Below are 19,503 nucleotides of genomic sequence, written 5' to 3' on the forward strand. Positions count from 1 at the left end.
ACCCACCCCCCCCCCCCCCCGGGGGGGGGGGTTCTAACGGGGGGCGCCCCCCCCCCCGACGACGAGCTCGGTCCGGGGCCCTCCGCGTCACGGCTACGGCAGCTGCGCCGCCCGTGCCTCGCGCCGGTTGTCGCGGATGTTGTTCACCCGGCGGGCCGTGGCGAACAGCGGGATCACCGCGCCCGTCACCAGCTGCAGCGCACAGCCGGTCTGGAGGAGGAGCTGGCCGCCGGGGGCGTCGAAGGCCCAGGCCGCCAGGAGGCCCATCGAGACGACGATCCAGGACAGCATCGCCCCGGCGAGGCGCCCGCGCGGCTTCGGGTACTCGACCCGGCTCACCATCAGCCAGGCCGTGCCGAGGATCGCCAGGAGCGTCGCGAAGAAGGGCAGCTCCAGGAGCACGATGGAGACGACCGTCAGCGCACCGAACGGCGACGGCATGCCCTGGAACATGCCGTTCGGCGGTGACACACAGGAGAAGCGGGCCAGGCGCAGGACGACCGCGAGGAGCACCACGACCGCTCCGACCGCGGCGACCTTCTGGTACGCGTCGTCGGCCACCATGCCGTAGACGAGCACGAAGTAGGCGGGGGCCAGGCCGAAGCTGATGAGGTCCGAGAGGTTGTCCAGCTCGGCGCCCATGGGGGAGGAGCGGAGCTTGCGCGCCACCAGGCCGTCGAACAGGTCGAAGACCGCCGCGCAGAGCATGAGGATGACCGCGGTGGCGGCACTGTGGCGGGCCATGCCCGCCGACTGGTCGTCCCCGGTGAGGTGCGGGATCAGGATGCCGGTGGTGGTGAAGTACACCGCCATGAAGCCGCACGTGGCGTTGCCGAGCGTGAGGGTGTCCGCTATCGAGAGGCGGAGAGAGAGCGGCATCTCCTCGTCGTCGCCGACCTCGTCGGCCTCGGGCACCCAGCCCGCCTGGGTCTCCGGATCAATCACGGTCAATGCGAGTCACCCCAGCCACGGTCTTCTGCCCGACCTCGACCGCGACCTCCACGCCCTCCGGCAGGTAGATGTCGACGCGCGAGCCGAAGCGGATCAGACCGATGCGGTCGCCCTGCTCGACCTTCGTGCCCTGCGGGACGTAGGGGACGATACGGCGGGCAACCGCGCCGGCGATCTGGATCATCTCGATGTCGCCGAGTTCGGTGTCGAGATGCCAGACTACGCGCTCGTTGTTCTCGCTCTCCTTGTTGAAGGCGGGAACGAAGCCACCGGCGATGTGCTCCACCGACGTCACCGTGCCGGACAGCGGCGCGCGGTTGACGTGGACGTTGAGCGGGCTCATGAAGATCGCGACGCGGGTGCGGCCGTCCTTCCACGGCATGATGCTCTGCACCACACCGTCGGCGGGTGAGATGACACGGCCCTGGGCGATCTCACGCTCGGGGTCGCGGAAGAACCACAGCATGGCCGCCGCGAGCGCGGTGGCGGGCAGGGCGACGGCCTTCGCGGCGCCGGAGCGACGGGCGCGCAGGAGGCTGACGGCTGCGGTGGCGACGGTCGGGAGAAGCCACGGCGATGCTCCGCGCGCGAGGCGTACGCCGGCCAGGCTGTCTCGATGTGCAGAGGTTTGGCTGTGGGGCATGGATGACCTTCGTAGCGGATGATGCCGCGCGGGAAATGGGGACGGCGGCCCTTCCGGGATGGTACCGGTCGCGGGCTACAACTGGGCAAGCCAGGAAGCCGAGTCGGCGGCCGAAGACCGCTGACGGGGTGTGATCTTCTTCTCGAAGAAAACACCCCGTACCCGGACAATCAGCCTTGGAATCGATACTCTTCGAGCAACCTTCGCCCGATGATCATTTTCTGGATCTCGGCGGTACCTTCGCCGATCAGCAGCATCGGGGCCTCGCGGTAGAGACGTTCGATCTCGTACTCCTTCGAGAAGCCGTAGCCGCCGTGGATCCGGAAGGCGTCCTCCACGACCTCCTTGCAGTACTCGGAGGCGAGGTACTTCGCCATCCCGGCCTCAAGGTCGTTTCGTTCCCCGGAGTCCTTTTTGCGTGCGGCGTTGACCATCATGGCATGTGCGGCCTCGACCTTGGTGGCCATCTCCGCGAGCTTGAACTGGATGGCCTGGTGCTGGGCGATCGGCTTGCCGAAAGTGTGACGCTGCTGGGCGTACCGGACGCCCAGTTCGAACGCACGCTGTGCGACACCGCAGCCACGCGCCGCCACGTTGACGCGGCCGACCTCGACCCCGTCCATCATTTGGTAAAAACCTCGGCCGGTGACTCCGCCGAGCACCCGATTGGCCGGAACCCGCAGGCCGTCCATGATCAGCTCGGTGGTGTCGACGCCCTTGTAGCCCATCTTGTCGATCTTGCCCGGGATGGTGAGGCCGGGACAGACCTCGCCGAAGCCGGGCTCCTTCTCGACCAGGAACGTCGTCATCGACTTGTGCGGCGCCGTGCCCTCGGCGTGTCCTTCGTCACTCCGGACGAGTACGGCCACGAGGGACGACGTACCGCCGTTCGTCAGCCACATCTTCTGGCCGTTCAGGACGTACTCCTCGCCGTCCCGCACCGCCTTCGAGGTGATCGCCGACACGTCCGAGCCCAGACCCGGCTCCGACATCGAGAACGCGCCCCGGATGTCGCCGGCCGCCATCCTCGGCAGGAAGTGGTCCTTCTGCTCCTGCGTGCCGTGCTGCTTGATCATGTACGCCACGATGAAATGCGTGTTGATGATCCCGGAGACGGACATCCACCCCCGGGCGATCTCCTCGACGCAGAGCGCGTACGTCAGGAGGGACTCGCCCAGGCCGCCGTACTCCTCGGGGATCATCAGGCCGAAAAGGCCGAGTTCCCTGAGGCCGTCGACGATCTGCTGGGGGTACTCGTCGCGGTGCTCCAGCTCGGTGGCGACCGGGATGATCTCCTTGTCCACGAAGTCGCGGACGGTGGAGAGGATCTCCTGCTGGACGTCGGTCAGACCGGCGGTCTGGGCGAGACGGGCCATGGCTACTTCTCCTGCTCCCTGAGCTCGGATCCAGAGGTGCCGCCCTGCAGGGGCGTCGTTTGAGGGTGGTGGTGGGAGACGGGTGGGCGGCCCGGCTGCTCGCCGCCGCGCTCCTTGATGTACGTCTCGGTCGGCACCATCACCTTGCGGCGGAAGATGCACACCAGCGTGCCGTCCTGCTTGTAGCCCTTGGTCTCGACGTAGACGATCCCGCGGTCGTTCTTCGACTTGGAGGGCCACTTGTCGAGCACGGTCGTCTGGCCGTAGATCGTGTCGCCGTGGAAGGTCGGCGCCACGTGCTTGAGCGACTCGATCTCCAGGTTGGCGATCGCCTTGCCGGAGATGTCCGGCACGCTCATGCCGAGCAGCAGTGAGTAGATGTAGTTCCCGACCACCACGTTCTTGCCGAAGTCCGTCGTCTTCTCGGCGTAGTTGGTGTCCATGTGGAGCGGGTGGTGGTTCATGGTGAGGAGACAGAACAGGTGGTCGTCGTACTCGGTGACCGTCTTTCCCGGCCAGTGCTTGTACGTCGCCCCGACCTCGAACTCCTCGTACGTTCGTCCGAACTGCATCGCGCTCAGACCTCCGGGATCTCGAATGTCGACGTGCGCTGCATACCGGCCGCCCGGCCCTTGCCCGAGATGACCAGGGCCATCTTGCGGCTGGCCTCGTCGATCATCTCGTCGCCGAGCATCGCGGAGCCCTTCTTGCCGCCCGCCTCGGACGTGTAGTAGTCGTACGCGTCCAGGATCAGCTCGGCGTGGTCGTAGTCCTCCTGGGACGGCGAGAAGATCTCGTTGGACGCCTCGACCTGGCCCGGGTGCAGCACCCACTTGCCGTCGAAGCCGAGCGCGGCGGCGCGCTGCGCGACCTCGCGGTAGCCGTCGACGTTGCGGATCTGGAGGTAGGGGCCGTCGATCGCCTGGAGGTTGTTGGCCCGGGCGGCCATCAGGATCTTCATCAGGATGTAGTGGTAGGCGTCGGCCGGGTAGCCGGGCGGCTGCTCGCCCACGACCAGCGACTTCATGTTGATGGACGCCATGAAGTCGGCCGGGCCGAAGATGATGGTCTCGACGCGCGGGGAGGCCTGCGCGATCTCGTTGACGTTGTTGAGGCCCTGCGCGTTCTCGATCTGCGCCTCGATGCCGATCCTGCCGACCTCGAAGCCCATGGTCTTCTCGATCTGGGTGAGGAGGAGATCCAGCGCGACGACCTGCTGGGCCGTCTGCACCTTCGGCAGCATGATGCAGTCGAGGTTCTGGCCGGCCCCCTCGACCACCGTCACGACATCGCGGTACGTCCATTCGGTCGTCCAGTCGTTGACGCGCACGACGCGCGTCTTGCCCGTCCAGTCACCCTCGTTGAGGAACTTGACGATGGTGTGCCGGGCCTCGGGCTTGGCGAGCGGCGCGCACGCGTCCTCCAGGTCCAGGAAGACCTGGTCCGCCGGGAGGCCCTGCGCCTTCTCCAGGAAGCGGGGGTTCGAGCCGGGCACGGCCAGGCAGGAGCGCCGCGGGCGGAGACGGTTGACGGGCGTGGTCATGCGGGGACCTCCAGGGGGTCGAGCTTGTTCGCTTTCCGGATCTCGTCGACGATGCGGCCGATGATGCCGGTGATGTCGAAGTCCTTCGGGGTGAAGACCGCGGCCACCCCGGCGGCCCGGAGCTGATCGGCGTCACCATTCGGGATGATGCCACCGGCGATGACGGGTATATCTGTGGCACCGGCCACACGGAGGCGTTCCAGCACGTCCGGGACCAGCTGGGCGTGCGAGCCGGACAGGATCGACAGGCCCACCGCGTGCACGTCCTCGGCGAGGGCCGCGTCCACGATCTGCTCGGGCGTCAGCCGGATGCCCTGGTAGACCACTTCGAAGCCGGCGTCCCTGGCCCGGACGGCGATCTGCTCGGCGCCGTTGGAGTGCCCGTCCAGGCCCGGCTTGCCGACCAGGAAGCGGAGCTTGCCGCTGCCCAGGTCGCGTGCCGTGGCGTCCACCTTGGCGCGCACCCCGGCCAGCGCCGAGCCCGCCTCGGCGGGGACGGCGACGGGAGCCGAGGAGACCCCGGTCGGCGCCCGGAACTCGCCGAACACCTCCCGCAGCGCGCCCGCCCACTCGCCGGTCGTGACGCCGGCACGGGCGCACTCCAGGGTGGCCGCCATGAGGTTGTCGGTGCCCTTGGCGGCCTCCTTCAGCCGCTCCAGGGCCTTGCAGGGGCGCGGGTGGTTGAAGGGCGGCTGGTAGCGCGTGTCGCGCCAGCACCCGATCGCCTCCACCACCCGGGCCTCGACCGCCGGGTCGACCGTCTGGATCGCGGTGTCCAGGTCGGCGGTGAGCGGGTTGGGCTCGGTGGTCTCGAAGATGTTGACGCCGACGATCTTCTCCTGCCCGGACTCGATCCGGCCCCGGCGCTCCGCGTGCGAGGCGACCAGCTGCGACTTGAGGTAGCCGGACTCCACGGCGGCCATCGCGCCGCCCATCTCCTGGATCCGGTCGATCTCGGCGAGGGAGTCCTCGACCAGCTGGGCGACCTTCGCCTCGATGACGTGCGAGCCCTCGAAGATGTCCTCGTACTCCAGGAGGTCGCTCTCATGGGCGAGAACCTGCTGGATGCGCAGCGACCACTGCTGGTCCCAGGGCCGGGGCAGGCCAAGGGCCTCGTTCCACGCGGGAAGCTGCACGGCACGCGCGCGGGCGTCCTTCGACAGCGTCACGGCGAGCATCTCGAGGACGATCCGCTGGACGTTGTTCTCCGGCTGCGCCTCGGTCAGTCCGAGCGAGTTGACCTGGACGCCGTATCGGAAGCGGCGCTGCTTGGGGTCCTCGATGCCGTACCGCTCGCGGGTGACCTTGTCCCAGATGCGGCCGAACGCGCGCATCTTGCACATCTCCTCGACGAACCGGACGCCCGCGTTCACGAAGAACGAGATGCGGGCGACCACATCGCCCATGCGCTCCTGCGGCACCTGGCCGGAGTCACGGACGGCGTCCAGCACCGCGACGGCGGTGGACATCGCGTACGCGATCTCCTGGACCGGCGTGGCGCCCGCCTCCTGCAGGTGGTAGCTGCAGATGTTGATCGGGTTCCACTTCGGGATGTGGGAGACCGTGTACGCGATCATGTCCGTCGTCAGCCGGAGCGACGGCCCCGGCGGGAAGACATGCGTCCCCCGGGACAGGTACTCCTTGACGATGTCGTTCTGGGTCGTGCCCTGGAGCTTGGTGATGTCCGCGCCCTGCTCCTCCGCGACGACCTGGTAGAGCGCCAGCAGCCACATGGCGGTGGCGTTGATCGTCATCGAGGTGTTCATCTGCTCCAGGGGGATGTCCTGGAAAAGGCGGCGCATGTCACCCAGATGGGAGACGGGTACGCCCACCCGGCCGACCTCGCCCCGGGCGAGGATGTGGTCGGGGTCGTAGCCGGTCTGCGTCGGCAGGTCGAACGCCACCGACAGGCCGGTCTGGCCCTTGTCGAGGTTGCGCCGGTACAGCTCGTTGGACGCCTCCGCGGTGGAGTGCCCGGCGTAGGTGCGCATCAGCCACGGCCGGTCCTTCTCCCTCGGCACCCGCGGTGCGGACTCCCGCCCGCCTTCGGCGATCTGACGCTCAGTCATCTATGACCTCGGGTGTCTAGATGTTGCGGAAGCGGTTGATGGCGTCGAGGTGCTTGGCGCGCATCTCCTCGTCGCGCACGCCCAGTCCCTCCTCGGGGGCCAGGCAGAGGACGCCGACCTTGCCCTGGTGGAGGTTGCGGTGCACGTCGTAGGCGGCCTGGCCGGTCTCCTCCAGGGAGTAGACCTTCGACAGCGTCGGGTGGATCTTGCCCTTCGCGATCAGCCGGTTGGCCTCCCAGGCCTCGCGGTAGTTGGCGAAGTGCGAGCCGATGATCCGCTTCAGGGACATCCACAGGTAGCGGTTGTCGTACTCGTGGTTGTAGCCCGAGGTGGAGGCGCAGGTGACGATCGTGCCGCCCTTGCGGGTGACGTAGACCGAGGCGCCGAAGGTCTCGCGGCCCGGGTGCTCGAAGACGATGTCGACGTCCTCGCCGCCGGTCAGTTCACGGATGCGCTTGCCGAAGCGCTTCCACTCCTTCGGGTCCTGCTCGTGCTCGTTCTTCCAGAACTTGAAGCCCTCGGCGTTGCGGTCGATGATCGCCTCGGCGCCCATCGCCCGGCAGATCTCCGCCTTCTGGGGGCTGCTCACCACACAGATGGGGTTGGCGCCGCCGGCCAGCGCGAACTGCGTGGCGTAGGAGCCGAGTCCGCCGCTCGCGCCCCAGATCAGCACGTTGTCGCCCTGCTTCATGTCGGCGCCGTTGCGGGAGACCAGCTGCCGGTAGGCGGTGGAGTTGACCAGACCGGGGGCGGCGGCCTCCTCCCAGCTGAGGTGATGCGGCTTCGGCATCAGCTGGTTGGACTTGACCAGCGCGATCTCGGCGAGGCCGCCGAAGTTGGTCTCGAAGCCCCAGATCCGCTGCTCGGGGTCGAGCATGGTGTCGTTGTGGCCGTCGGACGACTCCAGCTCCACGCTCAGACAGTGCGCGACGACCTCGTCACCGGGCCTCCAGGCGTTGACGCCCGGGCCGGTGCGCAGAACGACGCCCGCGAGGTCGGAGCCGATGATGTGGTACGGCAGGTCGTGCCGCTTGGTCAGCTCGCTGAGCCTGCCGTAGCGCTCCAGGAAGCCGAAGGTCGACAGCGGCTCGAAGATCGAGGTCCAGACCGAGTTGTAGTTGACGCTCGATGCCATGACGGCGACCAGGGCCTCGCCCGGGCCCAGCTCGGGCAGGGGGACCTCATCGAGGTGGGTGGACTTGCGCGGGTCCTTGTCGCGGGTCTCCAGGCCCGCGAACATCTCCGTCTCGTCCTTGTGCACGGTGATCGCGCGGTACGACTCCGGGAGCGGCAGGGCGGCGAAGTCGGCCGGCGTCGAGTCCGGCGACTGGATCGCTTCGAGAATGGCCTGAGTGGTCACGGTGTTGCCTCCGGCGGTGTGCGCCCCTTGAGGGGAGGGGTGCTGAGGGTTACGTCGGTGCTGCTGAGGGTTTTGGGAAGGTGCCGTCGGTTCGGCGGGGGTGGTGCTTCGGCAGCGCTTTGTGGCGCGGGAGGTTGCCTGTGACGCAGGCGTCCGGCGGGCGGGCTGGTGGGCTCGCCGGGACAGGCCGGACACCAACAACGTATGACACCGCGTGTCAGGCCGCAAGGCACTGAGTGCCAGAACTTGCTCTCAGATGAAATCTTTACGTAACAAATGAGCGATGATCGATCAAAGCTACTGCCGGGTAGGGTAAGGTGCCCCGACTTGCGGGAGTCGTCCGGATGTCAGAGAAGACCGGCCGGCCACGGGAAGACGCCCCGGCCCGGCTCCAGGCGTGACCCGGCACGCAGTGCCATCGCCGAACCGCGGCCCCCTACGACCGCTCCTTCAGCGCCTGCTCGATCGTCCGCATCACCTCGTCCAGAGGGGCGTCCGTCCGGGCCACCGTCACCAGCACTTCCCCGTGCGAAGCCATGGTTGCCGGGGCCGGGCGGGACGAGCTCTCCCGGCCCGCCCCGATCCCGTTCCCGAACGTCTTCCGTACGATCGCGAAGGCGTGGTCCAGCTGCGCCTCCACATCCCCCTGCCCGCCGGCCCGCAGCCAGCGCCGCAGTACGTGGTTGTGGGCCGTGACCACCGCCGACGCGGCGACCTCGGCCAGCAGCGGGTCGTCGTTCGCGTCGTCGGCGTGCGCGTGCTCGTCGAAATGGCCGAGGAGATAGCGGGTGAAGAGGCGCTCGTAGCGGGCCACCGAGGCGATCTCGGCCTCGCGGAGGGTGGGTACCTCGCGGGTGAGCTTGTAGCGGGCGACCGAGATCTCCGGCCGGGCCGCGTACATCTTCATGACTTCCTTGATGCCACGGCACACGGTGTCGAGCGGGTGCTCGTGCGCCGGGGCCGCGTTGAGCACGGCCTCCGCACGGATCAGTGTGTCGTCGTGGTCCGGGAAGATCGCCTCTTCCTTGGAACGGAAGTGGCGGAAGAAGGTGCGGCGGGCCACCCCGGCCGCGGCCGCGATCTCGTCGACGGTGGTCGCCTCGTACCCCTTGGTCGCGAACAGCTCCATCGCGGCGGCCGCCAGTTCCCGGCGCATCTTGAGCCGCTGGGCGGCCGCGCGCGTGCCTGCGGCGCTTTCCGGCGCGTCGGGCGTGGCTGGTGTACGTGAGGACCTGGCGGACTGGGGCATGACCCGAACGTACTGCATGTGCGCAGCTTGCTGGGCATGTCCCGGGTTTCCCCCGCCTGGGAAGGGCGGGGGAGCGCCGGGCCGGTCGGGCGGGGGACGGCCGCCGGGTTCGAGCAGCCCGCCCCAGTCGCTCTCGTCCCGGAACCAGTCGCCGAGGCCCTCAGCGGCGGGCATATTCGCGGAAGCCACGGCCGGTCTTGCGGCCGAGGCAGCCCGCGGCCACCAGATGCTCCAGGAGTGGCGCCGGAGCGAGGCCGGGGTCGCGGAACTCCCGGTGCAGGACCTTTTCGATCGCGAGCGAGACATCCAGTCCGACCACGTCCAGCAGCTCGAACGGGCCCATCGGGTAGCCGCCGCCGAGCTTCATCGCCGCGTCGATGTCGTCCAGCGAGGCGTAGTGCTCCCCGACCATCTTGATCGCGTTGTTGAGGTACGGGAACAGCAGTGCGTTCACGATGAATCCGGCCCGGTCACCGCAGTCGACGGCGTGCTTCCTGACGGTCGCGCAGACCTCGCGGACCGTGGCGTGCACGTCCGCGGCCGTCAGCACGGTACGGACGACCTCGACCAGCTTCATGGCCGGCGCCGGGTTGAAGAAGTGCATACCGATCACGTCCTGCGGACGTGAGGTGGCCCGGGCGCAGGCCACGACCGGCAGCGAGGACGTCGTGGTGGCCAGGACCGCGCCCGGCTTGCAGACCTTGTCCAGCGTGGCGAACAGCTGCCGCTTGATCCCCAGGTCCTCGGCGACCGCCTCGACGGCCAGGTCGACGTCGGAGAAGGCGTCGTACGAGCCCGCCGGGGTGATCAGGTCCAGGGTCCGCGCGGCGGCCTCGGCGGTCATCCGTCCCTTGTCGACCGAGCGGGCCAGGGACTTGCCGATCCTGGCCTTCGCCGCCTGCGCCTTCTCCTCGCTGCGGGCCGCGAGGACGACCTCGTAGCCGGCCTTCGAGAACACCTCGGCGATACCGGAGGCCATGGTGCCGGAGCCGGCGACCCCGACCGAGCGGACCGTGCGGCCCGGGGTGAGAGCGGCGCCGTCCAGCGGGCTGAGCGCGTCCCGGACGACCGCGGCGCTGCCCGGGGCCTCGTAGGTGTAGAAGCCGCGCCCGGACTTGCGGCCGGTCAGGCCCGCCTCGCTGAGCTGCTTGAGGATGGGGGCCGGAGCGTGCAGCCGGTCGCGGGACTCGGCGTACATGGCCTCCAGGACCGTTCGCGCGGTGTCGATGCCGATCAGGTCGAGCAGGGCGAGCGGGCCCATGGGCAGGCCGCAGCCGAGCCGCATGGCCGCGTCGATGTCCTCGCGGGAGGCGTACTTCGCCTCGTACATCGCGGCGGCCTGGTTGAGGTAGCCGAACAGCAGCCCGTCCGCGACGAACCCGGGTCGGTCGCCGACCGCGACCGGCTCCTTGCCCAGTTCGAGCGCGAGGTCGGTGACCGCGGCTACGGCACTCGGGGCGGTGAGCACCGAGGAGACGACCTCGACCAGCTTCATCGCCGGGGCCGGGTTGAAGAAGTGCAGGCCGAGGACGCGCTCGGGGCGGGCCGAGTCGGCGGCCAGACGGGTCACGGAGAGCGCGTTGGTGCCGGTGGCGAGGATGGTCTCCGGGCGGACGATGCCGTCCAGCTCCCGGAAGATCTGGTGCTTGATCTCGTACGACTCCGGAACCACCTCGATGACGAGGTCGGCGTCGGCCGCCGCCGTCAGGTCGGTGCCGGTGCGGACCCGGGCGAGAACGTCGGCGCGCTCCTGCTCGGTCAGCCTGCCGCGGACCACGGCACGGGCCGTGGAGGCCTCCAGGGCGGCGAGTGAGCCGGCGGCCTGGGCCTCGCTGACGTCGATGCCGATCACCTCGCGGCCGGCCTTCGCGAGGACCTCGGTGATTCCGGTGCCCATGGTGCCGAGGCCGACGACGGCCACGGTCTTGAGCGGGGACAGGGAAGGGTCGGACTGGGGAGTGGCCATCGCGGGACTCCAGGAATGAGGGTGACGACTGGAAACGCCCCCGGGTGCGCCGAAGGGGCGCACCGGGTGCGGAAAGGGCTGCGTGAATGCGGGTGTTGCCGGGCTGCTGGCGCACACGCCCGGTGCCGTCGCCGCGGGCGTGCACACGCCCGGGAGCGGCTGATTCCGACCGGCCCTGTCCCGGAGCCGGGTCGTATGAACGGTACGAGGTACCGAACCGACCTGATGCTCACGACGGCTGCGTCACCAAACCGGAGTGAGCGGTAGCGCGAGTGGGTGACTCGCTCGATTGAGCTTAACCGGCGGGTAACGAGCGCGCCAGCCCTCCGGCTTTGTGATGTACGTCCCTCCGCTCCCGCAACCCCTCTACGCTGGCCTTCGTGGACGAAGAGTTGCGATCACTCACGGAGCGTCTGCGCCAGGAGTCGCAGGGAACGGCCGCCTATGACCGGCTCCTGGCCACCGAGGACCACGACGAGTTGGCGGAGCTGCTCGCCGCCGCCGGACAGCCCCTGTGGGCCAGGGAGTTGGCGGCGTACCGCCTCGGGACGGCCGGCGACCGGCGTGCCTTCGAAACCCTGGTCCTCCTCCTGAACCACCGCGACCCACCCCGGTGCGCCTCCGCCGCCCACGCCCTCGCTCGCCTGCGGGACCCGCGCACCGCCCGCGCCGCCGCCGCCCTCGCCACCAACGAACTCCGTGTCGCCTACGCCCTGCACCCGGTCCGGCTACTGGTCGAACTCCGCGCCCCGGAATCCGTCCCCGCCCTCATCACCACCCTGGAACGCCGGTTGCGCCCGCGCGACCCCTACCGCAGGGTCGCCCTCGCCTGTGTGGAGGGCCTCGGCACCCTGGGCGACACCCGCGCCCGCCGGGTCCTGAGCGAGGCCCTCGCCCACCCCCCTCTCGCCGAGGCGGCGGTCCAGGCCCTGTCCCACATCCCTAGACCGAGGTGAGGCCGTGGTCCTTGACATACCGCACCTCGGGCACGGGCACGCCGTCGACCTCGTACGGCTCCTCGGCGCCGTCGGGCCGGAAGCCCGCGACCTCGTAGAACCGCCGGGCGCACTGCTTGAGCACCGTCTCCAGAAGCCTCCGCCCGGCCCCGGTCCCGACATGCGCCGGGCCGAGGTAGACCGCGTACAACTCGGCGTCGCCGGTGTGCACTTCCCCGTCCCGGTACGGCCCGTGCGCCGCCCATCCGACGATCTCACCGCCCCGCTCGGCGACCAGGTCCGTCACCCCGTCCTCACCGCCCCGGAACCGGGCCCGCCGTCGCTCGGCGTCCCGCTCGACACTGAGCCCGTCCAGGAACGGCTGCGGCATGAGCCCCCGGTAGGCGTACTGCCAGCCCAGGACGCGTATCTCCGAGACCCGGTCGCAGTCGTCGAGGGCCATCGGGCGGATGCGGAGGGAGTCGTCGGCCATGACGGCACCCTAGGAAGCGGACGGCTCCGCTCGCCCCTCATTTTGCTCAGCCGGCCACCACCGCGAAGGCCTCGATCTCCATCAGGAACTGCGGTCCGACGAGTGCGGCCACCTGGACGGCGGACGACGCCGGGAGGCGGTCGTCGGGTATGTGGGCGGCGCGGGCCGCGCGGATGGCCGGCATATGGGCCATGTCCGTGACGAAGTAGGTCAGCTTGACGACGTCGTCGAGGGTGGCGCCGGCGGCCGCCAGGCAGCGGTGCAGGTTCTCGAAGACCTGGCGGGCCTGGGCGGCCGGGTCGCCCTCGCCGACGAGCTTGCCGCTCTCGTCCAGCGGCAGCTGACCGGAGACGGCGACGAACCGGCCGGTGGCCGCCACGACGTGGGTGTACTGGGCGGCCGGGGCGACGCCGTCGGGGGCGGGAACGCGGGTCAGGTCACTCATGCGTCCATGGTGGACCATGGGACTGACAACGCCCCCGACGGTTCGTCAGGACGGGCTCAGCCCCGGAAACCCAGCAGCCCGTGCAGGGCCGAGCCGCGGGACGAGGTCGACGCCGCCTTCGCGCTCAGGGGCTTCGGGTCCGGGGGCTTCCGGCAGACCGCGTCGACGGTGCCGTCGCCGTGCGGGGCCGTGCCGTTGGTCAGGTAGGCGGCGAGATGGTCGTCCAGGCAGGTGTTGCCGCTGAGGGTGATGCCGTGGTTGCCGCCGCCCTGTTCGACGACCAGGCTGGAGCCGGCCAGCAGACGGTGGGCCGTGACGCCGCCCCGGTAGGGCGTGGCCGCGTCGTCCGTGGCCTGGAAGAGGAGAGTCGGCGGGAGTTTGCCGTTGGCGATGTTCACCGGCTTCAGGGCGGACGTCGTCCAGGAGGTGCACGCCGCGTTGTACCAGGCGTTGTTCCAGACCATGAACGGCGCCTTCTCGTAGGCCGCCCAGTTGTCCTTGCGCCACTGGTTCCAGTCCCGCGGCCAGGAGGCGTCCCTGCACTGGACGGCCGCGTAGACGCTGTAGCCGTTGTCGCCCGAGGCGTCCACGGCGGCGAAGTTCTGGTACGCCTCGACCAGCGCCGCCGCCTTCTTGCCCTTGACGTAGGCCGAGAACGCCTCGGCCAGGTAGGGCCAGTAGCCGTTGTAGTAGCCGCCCGGGATGAAGGTGTCGTCCAGTTCGGAGGCGCCGACCTTGCCGCCGGCCGGCTTCTTCGCCAGCGCGGCCCGCATGGCGTACCACTTGGCCTCGACCCGCTCCGGGTCGGTGCCGAGACGGTAGGTGGAGTCGTACTTCGCGATCCACGCCATCAGGGCGCGGTGGCGGTCGTTGAACGCGTAGTCCTGGGCGAGGTTGTCGTCGTACCAGACGCCCGTCGGGTCCACGATCGAGTCCAGGACCAGGCGGTGGATCCGCTCCGGGTGCAGCTTCGCGTAGACGGCACCCAGGTAGGTGCCGTAGGAGTAGCCGAAGTAGCTGATCCGACGGGCGCCGAGGGCCTGGCGGACCGAGTCCATGTCCTGTGCGGCGCTCAGCGTGTCGAGGTACGGCAGCAGGCTCGCGTACTTCTTGCCGCAGGCCGCCGCGAAGGACTGCACGCGCTTCAGGTTCGCCTTTTCCAGGGCGGACGTGGCCGGCACCGAGTCGGGGCGCACCGGCTTGAAGTAGCCGGGCACGCAGTCGATCGCCGGGCCGCTCCTGCCGACGCCACGCGGGTCAAAGCCGATGACGTCGTACTGGGCCGCCACCTTCTTCGGCAGCGTGGAGGCGACGAAGCCCGCGAGGGCCAGTCCGCTGCCGCCGGGGCCGCCGGGGTTGACCAGCAGCGGACCCTGGTACGCCGACGCGGTGTGCGGGACGCGCGAGAGGGCGAGTGTGATCTGCTTCCCGCCCGGGTCCCGGTGGTTCAGGGGCGTCTTGACGGTGCCGCACTGCAGCGTCGGATAGTCGGTGGTGCCGCACTTCTTCCAGGCCACCGAGGACACCTGGACGGCGGCTCGGGTGGTGGCGTTCGCGGGCAGGGCGGTGAACGATCCGGCCACGACAGCGGCGGCGGCGCACAGCGCGGCTGCGCGTGTTCGCATGAGGTCCTCCCAGGACGGAGGGTCGCGGACCGCACGAGTCACGGCCCTCGCCGCATCGTCCCGGAATCCGCCCCCGGAAGAACGTGTTCAGACGATTGTTGACCCAATTGGGCCGAGGGTTGCGCTCGAACGCGCTCAGCAGCGGACGCCCTCGGTCGCGAACGCCCCCAGCCCCGAACACTTTCAGAGCAGAGTCAGTTGCGTCGGCTCCGGCAGCGCGGGCTCCTGGGCCGCCGGGACCGGCATCCGGCGGGGTGTGCCGGCGCGGCTCGGTCCGATGCCGTACTCCTGGGCCAGGTCGTGCACCTGACGGGTGATCCGACGCTGGTACCACTTCGGCGCGTAGGCGCCCTCCGCGTACAACCGTTCGTAGCGCCGGACGAGGTGCGGGTGGTGGGACGCGAGCCAGCTCATGAACCACTCGCGGGCCCCGGGGCGCAGGTGCAGCACCAGGGGCGTCACGGAGGTGGCCCCGGCGGCCGCGATCTCCCGTACGGTGGCCCGCAGTTGGGCCGGGTGGTCACCCAGGAAGGGGATCACGGGCGCCATCAGGACCCCGCAGCCGATACCGGCCTCGGCGAGGGCGCGCACGACGTCCAGGCGGCGCTCGGGGGCCGGGGTGCCCGGCTCCACGGTGCGCCACAGCTCGGGGTCGACGAAGCCGACCGAGACCGAGATGCCGACGTCCGTGACCTCGGCCGCGCGCCGCAGCAGGTCGAGGTCGCGCAGGATCAGCGTGCCCTTGGTGAGGATGGAGAAGGGGTTCGCGTGGTCGGTGAGGGCCGAGATGATCCCCGGCATCAGCCGGTAGCGGCCCTCCGCGCGCTGGTAGCAGTCGACGTTGGTGCCCATCGCGATGTGGTCGCCCAGCCAGCGCCGTGAGCCCAGCTGCCGGCGCAGCAGATCGGGGGCGTTGACCTTGACCACGATCTGGGTGTCGAAGCCGATCCCGGTGTCGAGGTCCAGATAGCTGTGCGTCTTGCGCGCGAAGCAGTACACGCACGCGTGCGTGCAGCCCCGGTACGGGTTCACCGTCCATTCGAACGGCATCCGCGAGGCGCCCGGTACGCGGTTGATGATCGAGCGCGCCCGCACCTCGTGGAACGTGATCCCCCGGAACTCGGGGGTGTCGATGGTGCGGGTCGTGACCGCGTCCGCGCCGAACAGCGCGGTGTCGGCACGGCCGTGTTCGGCCTCCTCGGTGAGGTTCTCCCAGCGCATGACGCCTCCTCGGTAGCACTGCGCACAGAATAGAACATCTGTTCGCTTGATCGCCAAGGTTCGAACGGCCGGGCCAGGAGCAACTGCCTCGGCCGGGTCAAGAAGGGCAGGTGGCGCCGGTGGGGCGCCCGAAAAAAAAGGCCACGTCTTTGCCGCTCGGGTCACACCGGACGGCCGCGCGGGTCCGGGCGATCGCCCGCACGCACCGGGAGACCGCCACCTCCGCGCCGTCGGGTCCGGTGCAGACACCTCGCGGCGACCGCCCCCGGCCTCGGCCGGCATGTCCAGCCCGAACTCGATGACCACCTCGTCCGCCCCGGCCCGGCGCGACGGCGCCAGGGTGTCCCGGTCCGGCCCCGAGCGCGCCTCGCATGCGCCGGGATGTGTAGGGGCGCCAAGCTCCCCAGCGCTATCGGCCTGGTCCGGTTCCGGCGCACGACCACCGCGCGCGCCGTGCCCCACCACGGATGTGATGGGATGGCGCTCGCCCCCATTGGAAGCGCAGGAATGAGGAACGCAATGGCGCAGGTCGAGGCCACGACGGAGCGGGTCGTCGCGGCGAACGCGGAGACGGTGTTCGACGCGCTCGCCGACTACAACGGCACGCGCGCGAAGCTGCTCCCCCAGCACTTCAGCGAGTACGAGGTGCGCGAGGGCGGCGACGGCGAGGGCACCCTGGTCCACTGGAAGCTCCAGGCCACCAGCAAGCGCGTCCGCGACTGCCTCCTGGAGGTCAGCGAGCCCACCGACGGCGAGCTGGTCGAGAAGGACCGCAACTCCTCCATGGTCACCACCTGGCGTGTCACCCCGGCCGGCGAGGGCAGCTCCAAGGTCGTGGTCCACACCACCTGGCAGGGCGCCGGCGGCATCGGCGGCTTCTTCGAGAAGACCTTCGCGCCCAAGGGCCTCGGCCGGATCTACGACGAGGTGCTCGACAAGCTCGCCACCGAGGTCGAGAAGTAGTCCTGTCCCACGCCGGTAGATAACCCCTGGATGAACAGAGGACATTGAGCCCCTCACCGGTTCGAGTGGATCTCCGGACCGGCCGGTCTTGTGCCGTAACTCGTCGTGCTTGCCCACAGTTGTCGCCCTACGGGAAACAGGCGGGAACTGTGCGCAGGTGCGACGAGGGGAGCGGTACGTGGGGACGACTCTGGTGCAGTACGAGGAGCCGGCCACGGCGCCCGCGGACGCCCCCGTGCCGGAACCCGCCCCGGCCCCCGAACTCGGGCCGCGCCGCACCCGGCTGGTGTTCTGCGGGCTGATGCTCGCCCTGCTCCTCGCCGCCCTGGACCAGATGATCGTCGCCACCGCGCTGCCGAAGATCGTCGGCGAGCTGCACGGCCTGGACAAGATGTCCTGGGCGATCACCGCCTATCTGCTCACCTCCACCATCGGCCTCCCGGTCTACGGCAAGCTCGGCGACCTCATCGGCCGCAAGAGTGTCTTCCAGTTCGCGATCCTCGTCTTCGTCGTCGGCTCCGCGCTGGCCGGACGGGCCGAGAACATGGACCAGCTGATCGCCTTCCGCGCGGTGCAGGGCATCGGCGCCGGCGGGCTGATGATCGGCGTCCAGGCGATCATCGCCGACATCGTGTCGCCCCGGCAGCGCGGCCGCTTCATGGGCCTGATCGGCGCCGCCTTCGGCCTCGCCTCCGTCGCTGGGCCACTGCTCGGCGGCTACTTCACCGACCACCTCTCCTGGCGCTGGTGCTTCTACATCAACGTGCCGTTCGGCCTGGTCACCCTGGCCGTCATCACCGCCGTACTGAAGCTGCCGAAACCCCGCGTCCGGGCCCGTTTCGACGTCCTGGGCACCCTGCTGCTGGCCGCCGCCTCCACCTGCCTGGTCCTGCTGACCAGTTGGGGCGGGACGGAGTACGAGTGGGGCTCGCGCGTCATCCTCGGGCTCGGGGCCGGTGCCGTGGTCGCCGGCGTGCTGTTCCTGTTCGCCGAGCACCACGCGGCCGAACCCCTCATCCCGCTGCGGCTGTTCCGGGACTCCGTCTTCAACGTGACCGGACTCGTCGGACTGGTCGTCGGCATCGCGCTCTTCGGCGCCGCCAGCTATCTGCCGACCTTCCTGCAGATGGTCGACGGCGCCTCGGCCACCGAGTCCGGGCTGCTGATGCTGCCCATGATGGGCGGGATCGTCGGCGCCTCGATCGTCTCGGGACAGCTCATCAGCCACACCGGGCACTACCGCGTCCACCCGTTGCTCGGCGGTGCGCTGTCCGTCGTCGGCATGTGGCTGCTGTCCCGGCTCGAAGTCGGCACCCCGCGCTGGCAGTACAGCATCTGGATGGCCGTGCTCGGCGCCGGCATCGGCATGGTGATGCCGGTGCTCATCCTCGCCGTGCAGAACTCCGTACGGCCCACCGACCTCGGCACCGCCACCAGCGCCAACAACTACTTCCGGCAGATCGGCGGCAGCGTCGGCGCCGCCGTCTTCGGCACCCTGTTCGCCGACCGGCTCACCGACGCCCTGCACAAACGTCTCCCCGCCGCCGGCGCCCGGCTGCCCGACCCCGAGTCCCTCACCCCGCAGCTCGTCCACGCGCTGCCCCCGGCGCTGCGCGACGCCTACATCCGCGCCTACGCCGAGGCGATGCCCCGGATCTTCCTCTACCTGGTCCCGGTGCTCGTCCTCGGTCTGATCGTCGCCTGCTTCCTCAAGGAGAAACCGCTGGTGTCCCACAACACCGCCGAAACGGAGTCCGCCCCCGTGAACGCCCCCATCCCGCAGGCCCGGTCGCCGCACGGCGCCGGGATCCCGGTCTGCGGCACGGTGCAGCATCCGGACGGCACCGTGGTGCCCCGCGCCGCCCTCACCCTCATCGACGCCGTCGGCCGGCAGATCGGCAGGGGCGCCAGCGGCGACGACGGACGGTACGCCCTGTCCACCCCCGGCTCCGGCGCGTACGTCCTGATCGCCGCCGCCGGCGGCCATCAGCCGCAGGCCGTCTCCGTGACCGTCGGCGAGCGGCCCGTCGAGCTGGACGTCGTCCTCGGCGGCGCCGGACGCCTCGCGGGCACCGTCCGCACCGCCGACGGCACGCCCGTGCGCGACGCCACCGTCACGCTCACCAACGTGCAGGGCGAGGTCGTCGCCAGCACCCGCAGCGGACGCGAGGGCGGCTATGTCATCACCGAGCTGGTGGCCGGCGAGTACACCCTCGCCGCCAGCGCCCCGGCCTTCCGCCCGGCCGCCCTCCCGGTCACCGTCCAGGCGTCCCGGGAGACCCGGCAGGACGTCGAACTCGCGGGCGGCGCCGTGCTCAAGGGCACCGTGCGGGCCGGGGGCGGGCGGCCTGTCGAGGACGCGCGCGTGACCCTGCTCGACGCCGCCGGGAACGTCGTCGACACGCTCACCACCGGACCCGACGGAACGTTCCGGTTCGTCGATCTCTCCTCCGGCGAGTACACCGTCATCGCCGCCGGTTACCCGCCGGTCGCCACCGTGCTCCAGGTCGCGGGCGGCGGCCGCACCGAACGCGATCTCCAACTGGGCCACGAGGACTGACCGGACGGGGGCGTGAGGGCTCCGACCTGCGCGCCGGCGCGCTCCGGTGAAACCAATTCGAGGATTGCCACACATCGCAACCGGCCGCCACCGTACGGTAGTGG

General features: G+C 70.0%; 16 protein-coding genes. 3 read left to right on the forward strand and 13 right to left on the reverse strand.

The features are described from left to right. Positions 1 to 93 precede the first annotated feature (93 nt). From pssA to ABZ396_RS34900, 9 genes are all read right to left on the reverse strand, one after another. Positions 94 to 915 carry a CDP-diacylglycerol--serine O-phosphatidyltransferase gene (pssA, locus tag ABZ396_RS34860; protein ID WP_358920070.1) on the reverse strand — a complete coding sequence of 274 codons (822 nt, stop codon included), beginning with the start codon at positions 913 to 915 and terminating at the stop codon, positions 94 to 96. Positions 916 to 937: 22 nt separating this feature from the next. Further along, the gene (locus ABZ396_RS34865) at positions 938 to 1,594 is read right to left on the reverse strand and encodes a phosphatidylserine decarboxylase (protein ID WP_358920059.1); all 657 of its coding nucleotides are present in this window, start codon (positions 1,592 to 1,594) and stop codon (positions 938 to 940) included. Between the two features lie 170 nt (positions 1,595 to 1,764). Next, the gene (locus tag ABZ396_RS34870; protein ID WP_358920057.1) at positions 1,765 to 2,970 is read right to left on the reverse strand and encodes an acyl-CoA dehydrogenase family protein; all 1,206 of its coding nucleotides are present in this window, start codon (positions 2,968 to 2,970) and stop codon (positions 1,765 to 1,767) included. Positions 2,971 to 2,972: 2 nt separating this feature from the next. After that, positions 2,973 to 3,542 (reverse strand): MaoC family dehydratase, encoded by a 570-nt coding sequence (locus tag ABZ396_RS34875; protein ID WP_358920055.1) that lies wholly within the window; start codon positions 3,540 to 3,542, stop codon positions 2,973 to 2,975. Between the two features lie 5 nt (positions 3,543 to 3,547). Continuing rightward, positions 3,548 to 4,513, reverse strand: coding sequence for a CoA ester lyase (locus tag ABZ396_RS34880; protein ID WP_358920054.1), 966 nt, complete (start codon positions 4,511 to 4,513; stop codon positions 3,548 to 3,550). Beyond that, positions 4,510 to 6,582, reverse strand: a complete 2,073-nt coding sequence (locus tag ABZ396_RS34885) for a protein meaA (protein WP_358920052.1) — start codon at positions 6,580 to 6,582, stop codon at positions 4,510 to 4,512. Before ABZ396_RS34885 ends, ABZ396_RS34880 begins: the two co-directional genes overlap by 4 nt. A gap of 16 nt (positions 6,583 to 6,598) precedes the next feature. Beyond that, positions 6,599 to 7,942, reverse strand: a complete 1,344-nt coding sequence (gene ccrA / locus ABZ396_RS34890) for a crotonyl-CoA carboxylase/reductase (RefSeq protein WP_358920050.1) — start codon at positions 7,940 to 7,942, stop codon at positions 6,599 to 6,601. A 436-nt stretch (positions 7,943 to 8,378) separates the two neighbouring features. Continuing rightward, a complete protein-coding gene (locus tag ABZ396_RS34895; RefSeq protein WP_358920048.1) occupies positions 8,379 to 9,209 on the reverse strand; it encodes a TetR family transcriptional regulator in 831 nt (276 codons plus the stop codon). 142 nt (positions 9,210 to 9,351) lie between these two features. Beyond that, positions 9,352 to 11,157 carry a 3-hydroxyacyl-CoA dehydrogenase family protein gene (locus ABZ396_RS34900; RefSeq protein WP_358920046.1) on the reverse strand — a complete coding sequence of 602 codons (1,806 nt, stop codon included), beginning with the start codon at positions 11,155 to 11,157 and terminating at the stop codon, positions 9,352 to 9,354. Positions 11,158 to 11,537: 380 nt separating this feature from the next. Between ABZ396_RS34900 and ABZ396_RS34905 the strand changes: the two genes are divergently transcribed. Further along, entirely contained in the window at positions 11,538 to 12,113 is a 576-nt protein-coding gene (locus tag ABZ396_RS34905; RefSeq protein ID WP_358920044.1) for an adenylosuccinate lyase, read from the forward strand. On the opposite strand, the gene ABZ396_RS34910 is transcribed toward ABZ396_RS34905, so the two are convergent. The 4 genes from ABZ396_RS34910 to ABZ396_RS34925 form a co-directional block, all read right to left on the reverse strand. Next, complete coding sequence (locus ABZ396_RS34910) at positions 12,100 to 12,585, reverse strand: GNAT family N-acetyltransferase (RefSeq protein ID WP_358920042.1); 486 nt, start codon at positions 12,583 to 12,585, stop codon at positions 12,100 to 12,102. The genes ABZ396_RS34905 and ABZ396_RS34910 overlap by 14 nt on opposite strands. Before the next feature lie 46 nt (positions 12,586 to 12,631). Beyond that, the gene (locus ABZ396_RS34915; protein ID WP_358920040.1) at positions 12,632 to 13,030 is read right to left on the reverse strand and encodes a RidA family protein; all 399 of its coding nucleotides are present in this window, start codon (positions 13,028 to 13,030) and stop codon (positions 12,632 to 12,634) included. A gap of 56 nt (positions 13,031 to 13,086) precedes the next feature. Further along, complete coding sequence (locus ABZ396_RS34920; protein ID WP_358920039.1) at positions 13,087 to 14,655, reverse strand: alpha/beta hydrolase; 1,569 nt, start codon at positions 14,653 to 14,655, stop codon at positions 13,087 to 13,089. Positions 14,656 to 14,838: 183 nt separating this feature from the next. Next, positions 14,839 to 15,876 (reverse strand): Rv2578c family radical SAM protein, encoded by a 1,038-nt coding sequence (locus tag ABZ396_RS34925; protein ID WP_358920037.1) that lies wholly within the window; start codon positions 15,874 to 15,876, stop codon positions 14,839 to 14,841. A gap of 519 nt (positions 15,877 to 16,395) precedes the next feature. On the opposite strand from ABZ396_RS34925, the gene ABZ396_RS34930 reads away from it, so the two are divergent. Together ABZ396_RS34930 and ABZ396_RS34935 are read left to right on the forward strand one after the other, a co-directional pair. Next, positions 16,396 to 16,839 (forward strand): SRPBCC family protein, encoded by a 444-nt coding sequence (locus tag ABZ396_RS34930; RefSeq protein WP_358920035.1) that lies wholly within the window; start codon positions 16,396 to 16,398, stop codon positions 16,837 to 16,839. Positions 16,840 to 17,074: 235 nt separating this feature from the next. Next, on the forward strand, positions 17,075 to 19,399 hold the full coding sequence (locus ABZ396_RS34935; RefSeq protein WP_358920068.1) for an MFS transporter: 2,325 nt from the start codon (positions 17,075 to 17,077) through the stop codon (positions 19,397 to 19,399). Positions 19,400 to 19,503: the final 104 nt, after the last annotated feature.

Source organism: Streptomyces sp. NPDC005866 (genome assembly GCF_040629895.1).
GTDB lineage: Bacteria > Actinomycetota > Actinomycetes > Streptomycetales > Streptomycetaceae > Streptomyces.